The sequence below is a fragment of the Streptacidiphilus fuscans genome, from assembly GCF_015690355.1.
GTDB classification, from domain to species: Bacteria; Actinomycetota; Actinomycetes; order Streptomycetales; family Streptomycetaceae; genus Streptacidiphilus; species Streptacidiphilus fuscans.
Map to the genome: position 1 here is coordinate 441,198 of NZ_JADPRT010000004.1, position 16,894 is coordinate 458,091.

General features: G+C 71.8%; 16 protein-coding genes and 1 pseudogene. 10 read left to right on the top strand and 7 right to left on the bottom strand.

Annotated elements, in window-relative coordinates:
* Positions 1 to 4: 4 nt before the first annotated feature.
* Positions 5 to 829, top strand: a complete 825-nt coding sequence (gene hypB, locus I2501_RS12660) for a hydrogenase nickel incorporation protein HypB (RefSeq protein ID WP_328806336.1) — start codon at positions 5 to 7, stop codon at positions 827 to 829.
* A 139-nt stretch (positions 830 to 968) separates the two neighbouring features.
* Here the strand turns inward: hypB and I2501_RS12665 are convergent, their stop codons facing one another.
* Positions 969 to 1,490: a hypothetical protein gene (locus tag I2501_RS12665; RefSeq protein WP_196194013.1), complete on the bottom strand. Its 522-nt coding sequence runs from the start codon at positions 1,488 to 1,490 to the stop codon at positions 969 to 971.
* A gap of 325 nt (positions 1,491 to 1,815) precedes the next feature.
* Entirely contained in the window at positions 1,816 to 2,217 is a 402-nt protein-coding gene (locus tag I2501_RS38790; protein ID WP_215909526.1) for a hypothetical protein, read from the bottom strand.
* Here I2501_RS38790 and I2501_RS12670 point away from each other — a divergent pair.
* The 3 genes from I2501_RS12670 to I2501_RS12680 all read left to right on the top strand — a co-directional run bounded on the left by I2501_RS12670 (position 2,216) and on the right by I2501_RS12680 (position 5,092).
* Complete coding sequence (locus I2501_RS12670) at positions 2,216 to 3,121, top strand: S1C family serine protease (RefSeq protein ID WP_215909527.1); 906 nt, start codon at positions 2,216 to 2,218, stop codon at positions 3,119 to 3,121. The two genes, I2501_RS38790 and I2501_RS12670, sit on opposite strands and share 2 nt — an antisense overlap.
* 134 nt (positions 3,122 to 3,255) lie before the next feature.
* Entirely contained in the window at positions 3,256 to 4,047 is a 792-nt protein-coding gene (locus I2501_RS12675) for a ferritin-like domain-containing protein (protein WP_196194157.1), read from the top strand.
* Positions 4,048 to 4,237: 190 nt separating this feature from the next.
* Positions 4,238 to 5,092 (top strand): N-acetylmuramoyl-L-alanine amidase, encoded by an 855-nt coding sequence (locus tag I2501_RS12680; RefSeq protein WP_196194015.1) that lies wholly within the window; start codon positions 4,238 to 4,240, stop codon positions 5,090 to 5,092.
* A gap of 36 nt (positions 5,093 to 5,128) precedes the next feature.
* Here the strand turns inward: I2501_RS12680 and I2501_RS12685 are convergent, their stop codons facing one another.
* Both I2501_RS12685 and I2501_RS12690 read right to left on the bottom strand, forming a co-directional pair.
* Positions 5,129 to 6,223, bottom strand: coding sequence for a TIGR03617 family F420-dependent LLM class oxidoreductase (locus I2501_RS12685; RefSeq protein WP_196194016.1), 1,095 nt, complete (start codon positions 6,221 to 6,223; stop codon positions 5,129 to 5,131).
* A gap of 109 nt (positions 6,224 to 6,332) precedes the next feature.
* On the bottom strand, positions 6,333 to 7,379 hold the full coding sequence (locus tag I2501_RS12690) for a sphingomyelin phosphodiesterase (protein ID WP_328806337.1): 1,047 nt from the start codon (positions 7,377 to 7,379) through the stop codon (positions 6,333 to 6,335).
* Positions 7,380 to 7,763: 384 nt separating this feature from the next.
* Here I2501_RS12690 and I2501_RS40230 point away from each other — a divergent pair, with 384 nt between their 5' ends.
* Positions 7,764 to 9,674, top strand: a complete 1,911-nt coding sequence (locus I2501_RS40230) for an alkaline phosphatase family protein (RefSeq protein ID WP_196194017.1) — start codon at positions 7,764 to 7,766, stop codon at positions 9,672 to 9,674.
* Positions 9,675 to 9,908: 234 nt separating this feature from the next.
* On the top strand, positions 9,909 to 11,396 hold the full coding sequence (locus I2501_RS12700; protein ID WP_196194018.1) for a phosphoesterase: 1,488 nt from the start codon (positions 9,909 to 9,911) through the stop codon (positions 11,394 to 11,396).
* Between the two features lie 68 nt (positions 11,397 to 11,464).
* Here I2501_RS12700 and I2501_RS12705 read toward each other — a convergent pair whose 3' ends face one another.
* Together I2501_RS12705 and I2501_RS12710 are read right to left on the bottom strand one after the other, a co-directional pair.
* Entirely contained in the window at positions 11,465 to 11,983 is a 519-nt protein-coding gene (locus tag I2501_RS12705) for a histidine kinase (protein WP_196194019.1), read from the bottom strand.
* Positions 11,980 to 12,291 carry a hypothetical protein gene (locus I2501_RS12710; protein WP_196194020.1) on the bottom strand — a complete coding sequence of 104 codons (312 nt, stop codon included), beginning with the start codon at positions 12,289 to 12,291 and terminating at the stop codon, positions 11,980 to 11,982. The genes I2501_RS12705 and I2501_RS12710 overlap by 4 nt, the downstream gene beginning before the upstream one ends.
* A 218-nt stretch (positions 12,292 to 12,509) precedes the next feature.
* Here I2501_RS12710 and I2501_RS12715 point away from each other — a divergent pair, with 218 nt between their 5' ends.
* The 3 genes from I2501_RS12715 (at position 12,510) to I2501_RS12725 (ending at position 14,716) form a co-directional block, all read left to right on the top strand.
* Complete coding sequence (locus I2501_RS12715; RefSeq protein ID WP_196194021.1) at positions 12,510 to 12,725, top strand: hypothetical protein; 216 nt, start codon at positions 12,510 to 12,512, stop codon at positions 12,723 to 12,725.
* A 123-nt stretch (positions 12,726 to 12,848) separates the two neighbouring features.
* Positions 12,849 to 13,211 (top strand): YciI family protein, encoded by a 363-nt coding sequence (locus I2501_RS12720; protein WP_196194022.1) that lies wholly within the window; start codon positions 12,849 to 12,851, stop codon positions 13,209 to 13,211.
* The gene (locus I2501_RS12725; protein ID WP_196194023.1) at positions 13,211 to 14,716 is read left to right on the top strand and encodes an RNA polymerase sigma factor; all 1,506 of its coding nucleotides are present in this window, start codon (positions 13,211 to 13,213) and stop codon (positions 14,714 to 14,716) included. The genes I2501_RS12720 and I2501_RS12725 overlap by 1 nt, the downstream gene beginning before the upstream one ends.
* 218 nt (positions 14,717 to 14,934) lie before the next feature.
* Here the strand turns inward: I2501_RS12725 and I2501_RS39250 are convergent.
* A pseudogene (locus I2501_RS39250) lies at positions 14,935 to 16,314 on the bottom strand (MDR family MFS transporter); the annotation flags it as partial.
* A gap of 170 nt (positions 16,315 to 16,484) precedes the next feature.
* Between I2501_RS39250 and I2501_RS12730 the strand changes: the two are divergent.
* Positions 16,485 to 16,868: a hypothetical protein gene (locus tag I2501_RS12730; protein WP_196194024.1), complete on the top strand. Its 384-nt coding sequence runs from the start codon at positions 16,485 to 16,487 to the stop codon at positions 16,866 to 16,868.
* Positions 16,869 to 16,894 lie beyond the last annotated feature (26 nt).

The window sequence follows — 16,894 nt, forward strand, 5'->3', positions numbered from 1 at the left end:
CGCCGTGTGCCGGGTCACCCGGCCGGCGCAGCCTGTCTTCGCCAAGTACGACGTCCGCGCGGACCGGCTCCGCACCGACCTCGCGGCGCGGGGGACGACGCTGGTGAACCTCTTCTCCGGCCCCCGCAGCGGCAGCAGCGCACTGCTGGAGGCGCTGCTGGCCCGTGCCCGTGAGCGAGCCCTCCCGGTCGCCGCCTTCGCCGCGGCGACGCAGCTGGAGGACGCCCCGGCGGCAGCGGCAGCGGCAGCGGAAGGGGGAGCGACGGCGGCGGCGGTGACGGCGGAGCTGCCGGTCAAGCGGTTGCTCACGGGCGGTCTCTGCCACCTCGAACCGGCCATGGTCGACGCCCACCTGCGTGACTGGCCGCCGTACCCGACCCGGCTGCTGTTCGTCGAGAACGTGGGCGAGCCGAGCTGCCCCGCCCCTTACGAGCTGGGCGAGTCGCTGCGCGTGGCGCTGACCTCGGTCACCGAGGGGGAGCAGCGGCCGCTGCGGTCCCCGCTGGGTTTCGGTCTCGCCCACGCGGTCGTGGTGACCAGGTACGACCTCGCCGAGGCGGTCGACTTCGACCCGACGGCCTTCCGCGCGGCGGTCCACCGGGTCAACCCGGGTGTGCCGGTGGTCTTCACCTCCGCCCGCTCCGGCCAGGGGATCGACTGCCTGCTCGACCTCACCCTCGCCGTGGCGGACGGTACCCCGCCGCACCGACCGGCGCTGGCCACGCCCGGCGCGCGGGTGAGCTACCTGTACGCCGTCGACGACGACGGCCATGCCTACGCTGAGGACGTGGAGCCCGCCGGAGCGCACGCCCACGGGCACGTGCACTGAGTGCGCTGAGCGCGCTGAGTCCGGCGCGCGCACGTCGATGACGCCGGGTCGGCGTCGCCTCTCCGCTGAGGCGACGTCAATCCGGCGTCGGGTGCTGCGCGGTGCGGTGCTGTGCGATGGGGTGCTGCACTGTCCGGGCTCAGGCCGCCTGGGCCAGCTGGGCGCGGCGGGCGTTCGAGGTGAGCCGGTGGCCGCGGATCCGCAGGACCAGCATCCGGGAGACCACCTCACCGAGGGCCATCAGCACCAGCGCCGCGACCCAGGCCTGCGGGGTGATCGAGTGCTGGACGCTGAACCGGCCGATGGACGGGCCCATGCCGTGCGTGGAGGCGAAGGCGAAGGCCATCCGCAGGCCGATGCCGACGACCCAGAGCGCGGCGGCGGTGACCCCGGCCCGGGCGAACGGCACCCCGTCCTTGCCGAGGTTGAGCCGGGTGGTCGCCGCCGCGCCGACGCCCAGCGCCACGCCGAGTGCGGCCAGTCCGCCGATCAGCACCAGGTCGTTCCCGGCGGTCGGGATGGAGTGCAGGTAGCTGAAGCCAACGCCGACCGTGATGGCCAGCGGCAGCACGAGATTGACCAGGTCGAGCCGGGATCCGCGGATCTGGCGGACGACGAGGAGGACCAGTACGGCGTTGAGGAGGTAGTCGGTGAGGCTCATGTCCTCAAGCCTGCCGAGCGGCGCGCCCGCCGTGATCGGCTCCGGGGTGGAGCGCCGGGTGGACCTCGGGTGGAGACCGAGGCGGGTCGTGGGTGGAGCGGCAGGTGGAGCGGGGTGGAGACGTGTACCTTCGGATCAGACTCCGTCAGAACAGGAGCCCGGAAGTGTGGGGGGCGACCCCCGCCCAGTCGGGGGTCGCCGGCGTTCGCGAGCCGGGGGGAGCCGTGAACGCATAAGGATCATGTCATCGCGGACCGTGTTTGTCCATGGACCGTCAAAAGCTGGCCGTGAGTTCTGGGATTGCGCGTTCATGAGACCCGCCCGTTCATGAAAATCCGGTTCCTACCTTCCTGACGAGCGTGCCGGGCCCGCCAACGGGGCACGGGTCAGGGCAAGGGGGCGCCGAGCACGGAGGAGGCGCCATGCGGTGGAATGCGGCAGGGGTCGTGAGCTGCGCGGTCGCGGTCGTCCTGGGAGTCACGGGATGCTCGCTGTCGATGTCCTCGGCGAGTTCCTCCGGGAGCTCCTCGCCGTCTTCCGGCGCCGCGTCCGGTACGTCGCCCGGCGGCTCGTCCGGCACATCGTCCGGTGGCTCGTCCAGCACATCGTCCGGCGCTGCGTCGTCGGGCTCGTCGGCGTCCGCGGGTTCCTCGGTCCCGGCGGTGTCGGCGACCTCGCCGCCGTCGGCCCCGCCGAAGCTCTCCATATCCCAGGTGGACGCGGGCATGGTCGACCTGGTCAGTCAGCAGAGCCTGGCCGGAACGGCCGCCGCAGGGACCGGCATCGTGCTGACCTCGAACGGCGAGGTGCTCACCAACAACCACGTGATCACCGGGTCCACCTCGCTGAGCGGGGTCGACATAGGCAACGGCCGCACCTACACGGCCTCGGTGATCGGCTACGACCGCACCCACGACCTCGCGCTCGTCCAACTCCACGGCGCGTCCGGCCTGCAGACCCTCCAGCTCGACTCCGCCGCCAAGGTCGCCGTCGGCGACGCGGTCACCGCGCTCGGCAACGCGGGCGGCAAGGGCGGCACCCCGGCGGTGGCCACCGGGTCGGTGACCGGGACCGACCAGCAGATCATCGCCAGCGACGAGGGCAGCGGCAGCTCCGAGCAGCTCAACGGCCTGATCCAGGTGGACGCGCCGATCCAGGCCGGGGACTCCGGCGGGCCGCTGCTGAACGCGTCGGGGCAGGTGATCGGCATCGACACCGCGGCCACCGTCAGCTACCAGTTCCAGACCGCGCCCGCCCAGGGCTTCGCCATCACGGCAGCGCAGGCACAGCAGACGGCCGCGGCGATCGCCGCGGGGCTTTCGTCGAGCACCGTCCACATCGGCCCGACCGCCTGGCTCGGCGTCGGCGTGGGCGCGGCCAACGCGTCGGTGGCCGGGACCAGCGGCGCGGAGATCGTCCAGGTCATCCCGGGATCGCCGGCCGATGGGCTGGGCCTGGCACCCGGCGACATCATCACCTCGCTCAACGGCAGCCAGGTCGGTGACCCGACCACGCTCACCCGGCTGCTGGACCTGCACCACCCGGGCGACTCGGTCACGATCGGCTGGACCGACGCCAACGGCCAGGCGCAGTCCTCGCCGCTCCGCCTCGGCAGCGGCCCGGCGGGCTGAACACGCAGGCCCGCTGGCCTGCTGGCCTGCTGGCACCGCGCGACCTCACCCGCGCGGTGGCGTTCCGGTTGCCGGGGTCGAGCAGGCGGGTGAGCCTGGGGCGAAGACTCGATCATCCGGACGGGGTGAGGGATGTGCTGTCGGCCAAGAGCGTGTTCCAGGAGATCCTGGACGACGACGAAGCGTTCCGGCTCTTCTGCTCGGTCGCCGCGAGCGGCGAGGCGCAGGGCGGCTGGGAGAACGGCCGGATCGCCGCGCTGCTGCCCGACAGCATGGAGTACCTGACGCCACGCGTCGCCCGGCACGGGGCGGATGAGGACAAGCACGGCCGGATCTTCAACGCCCTGATGCGCAAGCGGGGGCTGACGCCCGTGCCCGTCCCGCCGGAGACCGACTACACCATGCTGCTGGAGCAGGCCGGCATCGGCCTCTCGCACCAGAAGCTGCGCGGCGACCGGCCGTTGGAGGAGCGGGACGTGGTCGCCTACCTCGCGCACAGCCGGGTGACCGAGCAGCGCGCGTCCGAGCAGATGCAGCTGCTGGTCCGGTACTTCGGCGAGGACCCGGACATCGGCCGTGCGGTCCGGATGATCTGCCACGACGAGGACAACCACCTCGCCTACTGCCATGAGGAACTCCTGCGGCTGGCCGCGACGGGCCGGGGACGCGAGATCAAGGATCTGCTGGACGGCGCCGCGGAGGTGGAGATCCGCGTCTACCGCGACGTCAGCCGCGCGGTGATGGCCCGGATGGCCGAGATCCTGCGCTGGCCGAAGGCCAAGACGGCGGCGATCACGGCCGGGATCCAGGGCGTCTACGCCTTCGAGCGGGTCGGCGGCTGGTACCGGATGGTCAGCCTGCACATGCCCGACCGACGCGGCGCCCTCGACGGCCCTGCTCCGGCGGTGGCGGCCGAGTTCGGCTGACGCGCCGGTTGACGGGTCGTCCGACGCTGCGCCTGCGCCCGGGCCGGTGCCGGGCGCGCTGCTCGGTTCGGGTGGACCGTCGCCGCGCGCTGGTGCGTCGCGCCGAGCCGACGCCCGTCCCCGTGGTCCGCTGGAAACCGCGGCGAGCGGTGGCGGCGCAGGAGGCCCGCCCGGAGCGGAGGGCGACGGCATGCGGGCACGGCGGTGGATGTGGCAGTACCCGACGGCGGCGGCGTTGGCCCTGTGCGCGCTGCTGACCGGCGGTGCGGGAACGTCGGGAGCGCGCATGGCGGCTGACGTCGGTCTCCCGCACGTGGGACTTCCACAGGTCGGACTCCCGCTGGCCGGGCGGACCGTCGTCGTCGACCCCGGCCACAACCCGGGCAACCCGGCCCACCTGGCCGAGATCAACCAGCTCGTCGACGTGGGCAACGGCCGCAAGGCCTGCAACACCACCGGTACCGCGACCGACGGCGGCTACCCCGAGTCCGCTTTCACGCTGGACGTCGCCCGGCGGGTGCGCGCGCTGCTCGACGCGGAGGGCGCGCGGGTGGTGCTGACCCAGGACGGCGACCGGCCGTGGGGGCCGTGCGTCACCGAGCGCGCCGCCGTCGGCAACCGCGAGCACGCGGACGCGGTCGTCGCGATCCACGCGGACGGCGCGCGGCCCGACGGCTACGGCTTCCACGTGATCCTGCCCGCTCTCGTCGTCGCGGGCGCGGCGGACACCAGCGCCGTCGTCGGCCCGTCCCGCGCGTTGGGCCTCGCCCTGCGCGACGCCTTCGCCCGGGCGACCGGCGAGCCGTACTCCAGCTACCTCGGCCAGGGCACCGCGCTGGTCACCCGCGGCGACCTCGGCGGGCTCAACCTGTCGCGCGTGCCCGCCGTCTTCATCGAGTGCGCCAACATGCGCAACGCGGACGACGCAGCCCGCGTCACCTCGCCCGAGTGGCGGGAGTCTGCGGCCCGGGGCATCGCCGCGGGCATCACGGCGTACCTGACCGGCGCGACGGCGGGCGTGGCGCCCGCGCAGTGGCGTGGCTGACCACACCGGCCGGACGCAGGCATAGTTGACTGATCGTCAGTTCTGCCTGGCGTCGAGCTGTCGCAGCGCCGTGAGGGTGTCGAGGGCGAGCGACGGGTCGGCGTCGTCGGGGGAGTGGACGGAGAGCCGGGTGACCGTGCCCGCGTAGCGGCGGTGGACCTCCGCGGCAGCCTCGGCCGGGGTGCCGGCGACCGCGAAGGCGTCGAAGACCGCGTCGTCGATCAGCGCGCCCATCTCCTGCCAGCGTCCGCGAACCGACAACGGGTGCAGCTGGTCCTGGAGTTCGCCCCAGCCGTGCCGGTCGAGGACCGCCCGGTAGGCGGGCGTGGAGGCGTAGAACGCGATCCGCTCGCGCACCCGGACGCGGTTGGCGGCCAGCTCCTCCTCGGTGCGGCCGATCGCGGCGAGGACGTTGCCGACCACCTCGAACGGCCGGTCCGTCCAGGCCGCTCCCTCCGCCTCCGCCTGGGCGCGGGCGGCGAGGACGCCGGGCAGGACGTGCTCGGTCAGGTAGGGGACGGTGGTGAACGGGTGGCTGATGAAGCCGTCGGCGACCGCGCCCGCCGCGGCCGTCATCAGTGGCCCCACACCCGCCAGCAGGATCCGTGGCAGACCGGCGGCGACCGGCTCGGGGGAGAAGACCGGCGTCATCAGCGTGTGCTGGTAGAAGTCGCCGCGGAAGGTCAGCCGGGTGCCGTGCTGCCAGCTGTTCCAGATCGCGCGGACGGCGTGGACGTACTCCCGCATCCGCGCGGCGGGCTGACTCCACGTCATCCCGAAGCGGCGCTCGATGTGCGGCTTGATCTGCGAACCGAGCCCCACCACCGCCCGTCCGCCGGAGGCCTCGTGCAGGCCCCAGGCCTCGTAGGCGAGCGTCATCGGGGTGCGGGCGAAGGCGATGGCGACGCCGGTGGCCAGCTCGATCGACCGGGTCCGGTCGGCGGCGCGGGCGAGTTGGACGAACGGGTCGTGCGCGGTCTCGGCGACCACCAGCCGGTCGACGCCCGCGGCCTCGGCGCGCTCGGCGTCGGCCAGGATGCTGCCAGGCCGCCCGGAGGCGGTCGCGTCCAGCAGCAGCGGCGCGGTATCGGCGTGGGCGGCTTCTGCGGGGCGGGCGGCGCGGTCGGTCATACGGCCGGATCCTAGGGTTCCGCGCCGCCGACGGCCAAAACGGACGTCCCGTCCGGTCGCGGGCAGGAGCGATCGGACGGGGCGCCGAGCCGTGAGGTGCTGTGCGGGACTACGGCAGGGAGAAGGTGGCGGTCACCGGGTAGTGGTCGCTCGGCGCGTTGGTGTCGAGCTGGCCGCTGGTCCAGCCGGACTGCGGGTCGAAGGCGATGCCGACGGTGGGCAGCGAGGTCGGCACCGGGCGGCTGCCGTCGTTCAGGTAGCCGATGTAGTCCAGGTCGTCCTGGTAGTTGGTCGGGAAGGACTCGACCCCGCCCATGTACTGGCACCAGGACGAGATCGGGCAGTCCATCGTGTACATGGTCTGGCTCGGGTCCAGGGCGGGGCTGCCCAGGACGCCGCCGACCGCGTTCTGGGCGTTGGTGTAGTCGCCGCGCGAGGCGCCGTTGTAGTACTCGACGTTGAGGTCACCGCCGATCAGCACCGGCGCGGAGGTGCCGACGATGCCGTTGACGAAGTTCTTGATCTCACCGAGCTGCGCGAGCCGGGTCGACTGGGTGGTGTTGGTCGAGGTGCCGGACTGGTCGGCCTGCAGGTGCGTGCCGACGACCCACTCGTTGGACCCGTTGACGTTCAGCTCGACCAGGTCGGCGCCCTTGTTGGCGTCGTAGTCCCAGGTGCCGGAGGTGGAGTTGGAGAAGATGTGCGCGTACTGCTTCTCGATCGGGTACTTCGACAGGATCATCGTCCCGCCGTTGATGACGAACGGGGAGTTGGAGCAGTCGCCGCTGATGCCCGTCCAGCCGCCGCCCGAGCAGGTCTCGCCGACGACCGGGGTCGCGTACGGGTAGAGGTCCTTGAGGGCCGACGGGATCTTGCCGTCGGAGGTGTTGTTGAACGCCTCGTCGAGGATGACGACGTCCGCGTCGTGCGTGCGGATGATCGACTCGATGGTCGGGGTGCGACCGGCCGCGTTCTCGTTCTCGACCGAGTCGACGACCGCGGTGCCCAGGTCGACGTTCCACGCGAAGACAGACAGCTGCTGCGGGGAGGTGGTGGCCGCAGTGGCCGCCTGGGAGGGGGCGATGACGGCGCCGGTGAGCGCAAGCGCGGCGACGAGGGGGTAGGCGGATCGGCGCGCGAGCAGGGGGTGACGCACGGGGGCTCCTGGGGTTCGGACGGTCCGTGCCTACGGGGCACGGCATTGCCATCGGGTTGACTTGTCCGGACAAGCTCGAAAGCGGTGTTGAGCGTAGGAGCGCGCAGATCGAAGTGCAATACTCGCGGGTAGCCTGTTGGAGAACAATCAACGTCCGTTTGGAGCTGGGGTTTTGATCCAGCCAGGCGGCCTGTTCGCGGATGTCGGACAAATTCGCTGGTGCGCGGCACGCCTGTGGTCGAGCTGTGAATGGCCAGTCCCAGCGCGCACTACTGACCAGTCAGTTCTGGTGCGGGCCAAGGATCCAAATGTTTCGCGGGGCGACGGACGTCCGTTACCCGAAGGCTGCCGGAAACCACGCCGAAGACCTTCAGGATCGGCAACATGTCTGAACAACTTCGCGGATTCGGTAAGCGCCACACGCTGGCTGCTGCCGCAGCGCTCTCCCTCGCGCTCGTCGCCGCCGGTGGCTACCAGGCCTCCGCACTCCCCTCCGTCGCGGGTGCCACCGCGTCGGCCCCGACCCTCGCCGAGACCACGACCGGCCCGGTCTACAAGGGAGAGGCCGTCAACTTCTCCTACTCGGTTCCCTCGTCGGACCTGAGCTCGACCAACTGGGTCGGCCTCTACGCCCCGGGCGCGACCCCCGGCTCCCAGGGCTCGACCACCTGGCAGTACACCCCGGCCGCCAGCGGCACCGTCACCTTCGACACCTACGGCCTGGCCGCGGGCGCCTACAAGGTCTACCTCTTCTCGAACAACGGCTACACCGTGCTGGCCGGTCCGCTCACGCTGAACGTCGGCGCCCCGCCGACCCCGCACCCGACCCCCGAGCCGCCCGCGCCGAAGGTCGGGTCCGGCCCGAACCTGATCGTCAACGGCGACGCCGAGCAGGGCGCCGGCACCGAGGTCGGCGTCGACACCAACACCGTCCCCGGCTGGCAGGTCACCGGCCTGCTCAACTCCGTGGCCTACGGTGCGCAGGGCGGCGAGGGCATCACCGACTTCCCCACCGCGACCACGCCGGGCCCGAAGAACCGCGGTCACAACGTCTTCTCCGGCGGTGGCGGCGGCGTCAGCACCGGCACCCAGACCGCAAACGTCTCGGCGGCGGCGCACCGCATCGACCGCGGCGACGTCACCTACAACCTGACCGGCTACCTCGGCGGTTCGGGCGCGGTCAGCGACGACTCGACGGTCACCAGCTACTTCCTCGACGCCCACGGCCGGGTGCTCGGCCACGCCACCCTCGGTGCGGTCACCCCGCAGATGCGCGGCTACGCCACCGAGCTGCTGCCCGAGCAGGCCGTCGGCAAGCTTCCGCGCGGCACCCGCTCGATCCGCACGGTGATGACCGTCACCGGCCCGCAGCCGCACGACCGCCTCGGCCACGCCCAGGGCTACGTCGACAACCTCGCCCTGCACCTCTCCACGCCGGTCCCGGCCCCGCACCCGGCCACCCCGCCGGTCGCGCACGTGCCCGGGTACGACCACGTCTTCGTGGTCATGATGGAGAACCAGGACTACAGCGGCATCATCGGCAACACCTCTGCCGCGCCGTACATCAACAGCCTGGTCCCCAAGGCCGCCAACCTGACGAACGCGGTCGCCGAGACCCACCCCAGCGACCCCAACTACGTTGCGCTGGCGGGCGGCAGCCTCTTCGACGTCAACAACAACACGCCGTTCACCAGCACGGTGGACGCGCCGAACATCGGCGACCTGGTCACCAAGGCCGGTGGCAGCTGGCGCGGTTACATGGAGAACGCGGCCGGTCCCTGCGACACCACGTCCCACGGCGCGTACACCATCGACGACCTGCCGTTCTACTTCTTCAAGGACGTCAAGGACAACCCGGCCAACTGCAAGTCCCACCTGCTGCCGCTGACGCAGATGTCGACGGACCTGCAGAAGACCAGCACCACCCCGACGTTCTCCTGGCTCAGCGCGGACGACTGCGACGACATGGAGGGCTGCGGCGTCACCGCCGGTGACACCTGGCTGAAGAACACCCTCACGCCGATCTTCAACTCGCCCGCCTGGAAGACCCAGCGCTCGCTCCTCATCCTCACCTGGGACGAGGACGCGGCCGACGGCCAGCAGCAGCTCCAGCGCATCCCGACCCTGGTCCTCGGCTCCCAGGGCGTCCGCGCGGGCTCGACGAGCGACGTGCGCTACACGCACTACAGCATGCTGCGCACGGTCGAGGCCGCGCTCCACCTGCCCAGCCTGACCAAGAACGACCTCTACGCCCAGCCGATCACCGGCATCTGGGACCCCGCGCGCCGGGGCTGACCCCTACGCGTGCCGCCGGCCCCGAACCAGTCCCACGGTTCGGGGCCGGCGGCGTCTGCGCATGCCTTGTGTTCTCCGATCTGTCGCCCGACCATGCCAGGGCGTTCGACGGGCGTTCGACACCTGTGCGTCACGGACTGATCGACTGTCCGGCGGGCCGACCGACTGAACGACTGACTGATCGACTGATCAATGTCCTACTGACTGAACGACCGAAGACACAAGGACTTTCGCATGACGCGACGAACGCCGCACAAGGCCACCCTGGTCGCAGCAGCCGCCACCGGGCTGGCCCTCTCGCTCACCGCCGCCGCACCCGCCGCCTCGGCCCGCCCCGCCCCGCTGCCGCGCCCGGCCGGGACCGCCCTGCCGCCCGCCGGGGCGATCGACCACGTGCTGGTGATCGACCTGGAGAACGAGAGCTACGGCGAGACCTTCGGGTCCGGCTCGCCCGCGACCTACCTGAACGGCACGCTGGTGCCCAAGGGCGAACTGCTGCCCGGCTACTACGCGGTGGGCCACGTCAGCCTGGACAACTACCTCGCCCAGGTCTCCGGCCAGGCGCCCAACCAGGTCACCAGCAGCGACTGCACCACGGCCGCCGGCGGCGCCTTCGACGACGTGCTGCCCGGCACGCCCGACCCCGACCAGGCGCGCTACCCCGGCCAGACCGACGGCCAGGGCTGCGTCTACCCGGCGGACGTGCAGACCATCGGCGGCCAGCTCCAGGACGCCAGGCGCCTGCCCGGGATCCCCACCGCCGTCGACTGGCGCGAGTACGCGGGCGACATGGGCAACGACCCCGCCCGCGACGGTGGTACCCCCGACCCGAGCGGCGGCACCGACTGCGCCCACCCGACGCAGACGAACGGCGTCGGGGCGGACGACACCGAGAACGCCGAGGGCCCCAACGCGACCGGCTCGCAGGTGAAGTCGAGCACCACCGACCAGTACGTGGACCGGCACAACCCGTTCGCGTTCTTCCACTCGGTCACCGACGACGCGTCGTCCTGCGCGCAGCACGTCGTGCCGCTCGGCACGGTGACGGCGAAGACGGGCGGCGGCTACCACTACCAGGGCCACCTGGCCCAGGACCTGGCCAGCCCGTTCACCACCCCGCGCTTCGCCATGGTCAGCCCGAACGTCTGCGACGACGGCCACGACGCGACCTGCGCCGGCGTCAACGCGGCGGGCACCACGACCGGCGGGCTGGTCGGCGCGGACGCCTTTCTCAAGGCATGGATGCCGCTGATCCTCGACTCGCCCGCCTACAAGGACGGGTCGATGCTGGTGATGATCACGTTCGACGAGGGCTCGGTGGCCGACGTCGCCGCGGGCGACCACGAGCAGCCCGGCCCCGGCAGCGCCAACCCCGGCTACTCGCCGCTGCTGAACACGCCGATCCCGTCGCTCGGTGGCAAGACCTACTACCAGCTGCTCGGCTTCAACGGCCTGACACCCGGTCAGGAACCGCCCGCCGGAACCATGCCCGGCGGCGGACAGGTCGGCGCCCTGCTGCTCAACCCGTTCTGGATCAAGGCGGGCAGCACCGACACCACCGGCAGCTACAACCACTACTCGGCACTGCGCACCTTCGAGGACCTGCTCGGCCTGCGCACCGGCGGCGCGGACGGCCAGGGCCACCTTGGCTTCGCCGCCACGGCCTCGGACTTCGGCCCGGACGTCTTCAACGGCCTGAGCCTGCCCGCAGCGCGCCGCTGACCCTCCGGCACGTCACGTCAACGGCCCCCGCTCACTCCTCGTGGGCGGGGGCCGGTCGCTACTCGATATCAGTCGTTCGATCGCGACGCCGCCGCGCGCAGCTTCTCCAGGTCGGCGGCCGCGTCGGAGGCGGGGACGCGGTGCAGGACGGCGTGGTGGCGGGCCGCGATGGCGTCGACGGAGCGGGGGTCGGACTCGACCATCTCGGCCGTGACCAGGCAGTGTCCGGGGTCCACCCACGCGGTCAGGCCGATCAGCGCGTCGGTCTCGTCCTCGGCCTCGCGGCCGTCGGCGACCGCGCCCACGCCGGTGCCCAGCGTCAGGCCGATCGCGACGCCCAACGGGCCGCCCAGCAGGCCGACCAGCGCTCCGACCGCGCCGAGTCCGAACATCGCGCCGCCCGCCTGCGGGTCGTAGTCCTTGGGCACGCTGATCCGGCCGTCCGCGTCGCGCTCCAGCAGCACCGCCCTCGTGACGGTGGGCAGTTGGGTGATCTCGTCGAAGACCGCCGCGGCGGCGTCGGCGTCGGCGACGTCGAGGAAGAGCATCTTGTCGTCGTGGGCCATGTCGTCGGACATCTCGTTCATGGCCGGTCACCCTTCTCCGTGCCGTCCTCCCCGGTGCCGTCGGCGCTGTCGTCGCCGCTGGCGTCACCGCCGCCGTCCGGGCGGGCGGGGTCGTCCTGGGCGTCCCAGGCCTTGTTGTGCTCGTCGATCGACTCCAGCGCGTGGCTCGCCGCCTCCGCGGTCGGGAACGGGCCGAGCAGGAAACGTTCCGGGTCCTGGCGGCCCTGTTCGACGCGGTTGTGGCGAAGGCACCAGTACCACTGCTCCGGGGTGCCGAGCTGCTCCTCGTCGAGGTCCTTCTTGAACTGCTCGCCTGCGTCCCAAGCCACGGGGTCCACCTCCGGGCGGCTCTACCGACTCGTCGGCTCCATCCTTTCGCGTTCCTTTCGCGGGACGCGTGCCGGGCGGGCCCCGGGTGAGCCGAACGGGGCACGGCGGGACACACCGGGACACAGGAACCCGTTGGGTGGACCGGTGCAGCGGACCGGGCTGATGATCTGAAATGCTGCCTCGACCTGGTTCCTCACGACATCGAATGGAGAGCTTCATGGAGCCGGACCGGCCCGAGACGCCCGAAGCCGACAACGCCGGGCAGCAGGAGCCTGTCGCCCCCGCAGCGCCTGCCGCGCCGTTGTCGATGCTGGACGCGGTCGGACGCCTCAGCCCCGACCAGGCAGGCCTGATCGGCGTGCTGCTCGGGCTGCACCGCCTCAGCGACGACCCGCCGGAGAAGGCGGTCAAGGGGGACGCGCCGGAGCTGTAGCGCCGCGTTCCGCCGCTCGTCCTTCACGTTTCCGGCTCATCCTGGAAAAAAGAGTCGCTGCCGCTGTCGATCCCCGGGGTTCCCGTTCGTACAGAGGGTGAAGAGACTCCGGAGGAGGAGACCATGAAGCAGTATCTGCTCAGTGTGGTGACACCGACCGAGGGCACTCGGCCGGAACCCGAGGTGCTGGCCGGGATCATGCGGGAACTGGAGGTGTTCCACGCGGAACTGCGCGCCGCGGGCGCGTGGGTCTTCGCGGGAGGCCTCCACGACCCGAGCACCGCGACCCTGCTGCGGCCCGAGCCGTCGACCGGCGAGGTGCTGGTCACCGACGGCCCCTACGCCGAGGGCAAGGAGTACCTCGGCGGCATCTGCATCGTGAAGGCGCCGGACCTGGACGCGGCGTTGGAGTGGGGCCGCAAGGCCGCACGCGCGACCACGCTGGCCATCGAGGTGCGGCCGTTCACGGGCGAGGCCGACGGCTGATGGCCGACCCGGGCGGGCCGGGCGGACCGGGGGACCCGGGCGAGGTGTCGGGGGTCGCGGAGACCCCCGACATCGGGGAGATCCCTGACGTCGCGGAGATCCCAGACGTCGCGGAGGTCCCCGAGGTGGCGCAGATCCCTGACGTCGCCGGGATCGAGCGGGTCTTCCGCAGCCACTACGGCAAGGCCGTCGCCGTCCTGGTCCGGGCCTTCGGCGACATCGACCTCGCCGAGGAGGCGGTCCAGGAGGCGTTCGTCGCCGCCGTCCAGCGATGGCCCGAGACCGGTCCTCCGCCCAGCCCCGAGGGCTGGATCGTCACCACCGCCCGCAACCGCGCCGTCGACCGCCTGCGCCGCGAGGCGGGACGCGACGCCCGGCACGCCGAGGCCCTGGCCCTGCACGGCGAAGCCGAAGCCGAAGCCGACGCCGGAGCCGGGTCGCACGAGCGGGAGGAGGAGGGAGCCGTGTCGGACGACCGACTGCGCCTGATCTTCACCTGCTGCCACCCGGCCCTTGCCGTCCCGTCCCAAGTCGCTCTGACGCTGCGCCTGTTGGGCGGGCTCAGTACGGCCGAGATCGCGCGGGCGTTCCTGGTGCCGGAACCGACGATGGCGCAGCGGCTGGTCCGCGCGAAGGGGAAGATCCGCGACGCCCGCATCCCCTACCGCGTCCCGCGCGAGGCGGACCTGCCGGACCGGCTCCGCTCGGTGCTCGCGGTGCTCTACCTCGTCTTCAACGAGGGCTACGCCGCCTCCGCCGGCGAGGAGTTGGTCCGTCAGGACCTGTGCGCGGAGGCGATCCGGCTGGCCCGGCTGCTGGTCGCGCTGATGCCCGACGAGCCGGAGGCGCACGGCCTGTTGGCGCTGATGCTGCTCACCGAGTCCCGCCGCCCGGCGAGGACCGCGCCGGACGGCTCGCTGGTGCTGCTGCCCGACCAGGACCGCTCCCGCTGGGACGCCGCGCTGGTCGCCGAGGGCCAGGACCTGGTCCGCCGCTGCCTGCGCCGCAACGCTCCCGGGCCTTACCAGCTTCAGGCGGCCATCGCCGCCGTCCACAGCGACGCGGCGTGCGCGCAGGACACCGACTGGGCGCAGATCGTCGCCCTCTACGACCACCTGCTGCGCCTCGCGCCGAGCCCGGTGACCGCGCTCAACCGGGCCGTCGCGGTGGCGGAGCGGGACGGTCCGGCGGTCGCGCTGCCACAGGTGGACGCGGTCGCAGGGGAGTTGGACCGGCTCTACGTGCTCCACGCCGTCCGCGCCGACCTGCTGCGCCGCCTCGGCCGACGGGAGGAGGCGCTCGCGGCGTACGAGGCCGCGCTGGCGCGCTCGGACAACGCGGCGACCGCCGCTTTCCTGCGGTCACGCCACGACGCGCTTCAGGACTGCTCCGGCTCCGGCTCCGGCCCCACGGGCTTGTCCGGCTTCACGGGCTCGTCGGGCGGTGCGGGTGCCGCAGATGCTGCAGGTTCCACCGGGTCGACGGGGTCGGACGCCGAGACGTAGGCCTTGTCGCGGAGCGGGAGTTCCTTGAGGAACCAGCTCAGCACGAACGCCAGCAGCCCGATCGGCACGCCGACCAGGAACACCACGTGCAGCGAGGCGTCGAAGGCCTGGATGAAGCCGTGCCGGATCGGCGGCGGCAACGCGTTGAGCTGGGACGGGCTGGCCGTCACCGTGCTGCCGTGGAGCTGCTGGACCGCCTGTGGCGGAAGGTACTTGGGCAGGTTGGCGGTCAACTGCCGGTTGAAGACCGCGCCCAGCGCCGAGACGCCGAACGAACCGCCGATGGTGCGGAAGAACGTCGTCGAAGAGGTCGCCGCGCCCAACTGCTCGTGCGGGACCGCGTTCTGCACCGCGACGACCAGCACCTGCATCACCAGGCCGATGCCGAAGCCGACCACGAACATGTAGGCGGACGACACCGCCAGGCTCGTCGTCGGCGTCATCAGCGAGAGCAGCCAGACGCCGAAGGTCATGATCGCGGTGCCGAAGATCGGGAAGATCTTGTAGCGCCCTCGTGAGGTGACCAGACGCCCGCTGGTGATGAAGGTGATCAGCATCCCCAGGATCAACGGCAGCAGTTGGAGACCGGAGCTGGTCGGACTGGCCGAGTGGACCGTCTGGAGGTAGAGCGGAATGTAGATGATGACGCCGAACATGGTCGCGCCGATCAGGAACCCGATCGAGTTGGCGACCGCGAAGACCGGCGTCCGGAACAGCACCAGCGGCAGCACGGGCTGCGCCGCGTGCCGCTCCACGACCACGAAGAGCCCGATCGACACGATCGCGGCCACGCCGAGGCCGATGATCGGCCCGGAGGTCCAGCCGTAGGTGGTGCCGCCCCAGGTGGTGAGCAGGATGACGGCCGTGGCCGCCGCGCCCAGCAGGGCCGCGCCCGCGTAGTCGATCCGCTGCCGGGTGCGGGTCCGCGGCAGGTGCAGCACGGCGGCGATGACGAAGACCGCCAGGGCGCCGATCGGCAGGTTGATGTAGAAGACCCAGCGCCAGCTCAGGTGCTCGGTGAAGAACCCGCCCGCCAGCGGGCCGATCACCGACGAGGCGCCGAAGACCGCGCCGAAGTACCCCATGTACCGGCCGCGTTCGCGCGGGCTGACCACCTCGCCGATGATCGCCTGCGCGCCGACGATCAGCCCGCCCGCGCCCGCGCCCTGGATCGCGCGGAAGATGATCAGCTCGATCATGTTCTGCGAGAGCCCGGACAGAGCCGAGCCGACCAGGAAGATCACGATCGCGGCCTGGAACAGCTGTTTACGCCCGAAGAGGTCGCCCAGCTTCCCCCAGAGCGGCGTGGAGATGGTCGACGTCAGCAGATACGCCGTCACCACCCAGGACAGGTGGTTGAGTCCGTGCAGGTCGCCCGCGATGGTGGGCAGCGCGGTGGCGACGATGGTCTGGTCGAGGGCGGCCAGGAACATGCCCATCATCAGGGCGGAGAGGATGATCAGGATCCTGCGGTGCTCGGCGCGCGGGTCGGGCACGCCGGGGCCGCCGGGTGCGCCGGGGCGGTGCGGGTCCGGGGGACGTGTGGAGGTGGGCGTACCTGGTCCACCGCGTGGCCGGTCAGGTGTGTTCCCGGTCATGCCGCACCTCCTGGTGGCGGGACCCGAGCGCTGTCACCTCACTCTCCAGGCTAGTTAGTTGCCTGTAACAGGTAAACAGGAACAGAAGCGGAGGGAAGCGTTTCGCTTGGCTGGGGGCGGGTAGCGCGGACAGTAGTGCCTGTGTGGCTTCCGGACGACGGAGCGTTTCCATGACTGCCACGACTGCGAAGCACCCTGGGAAGAGCGCCGAGGAGGAGGTCTGCGTCCAGTTCGCCGGATGCCGACCCGAGGACGCCGAAGCGGTGATGACCGCGCTGGAAACGGCCTTCCCGCCTGAGCCCACCGCCGGCCACGTCCGGCCCGAGGGATCCCGCCCGGCCTCGAACGTCTGGTCGTTGCTGCTGGACACCGGCGGACGCCACGGTACGCACCTCGCCCCGGTCCACCTCGACGGCGAGGTCTCCGCCGACCTGATCGGCGCGGCGGACTCGGTGCACCGCGTCCGCGAGGCGCTGGAGGAGGCCGTCCACGTCCAGGACCGCGGCGTCGTACCCGGCGAGCACGAGCTGGAGTTGCGGCTGTTGCTCACCTGACCTGACCTGTTCTGACATCTCGGCTG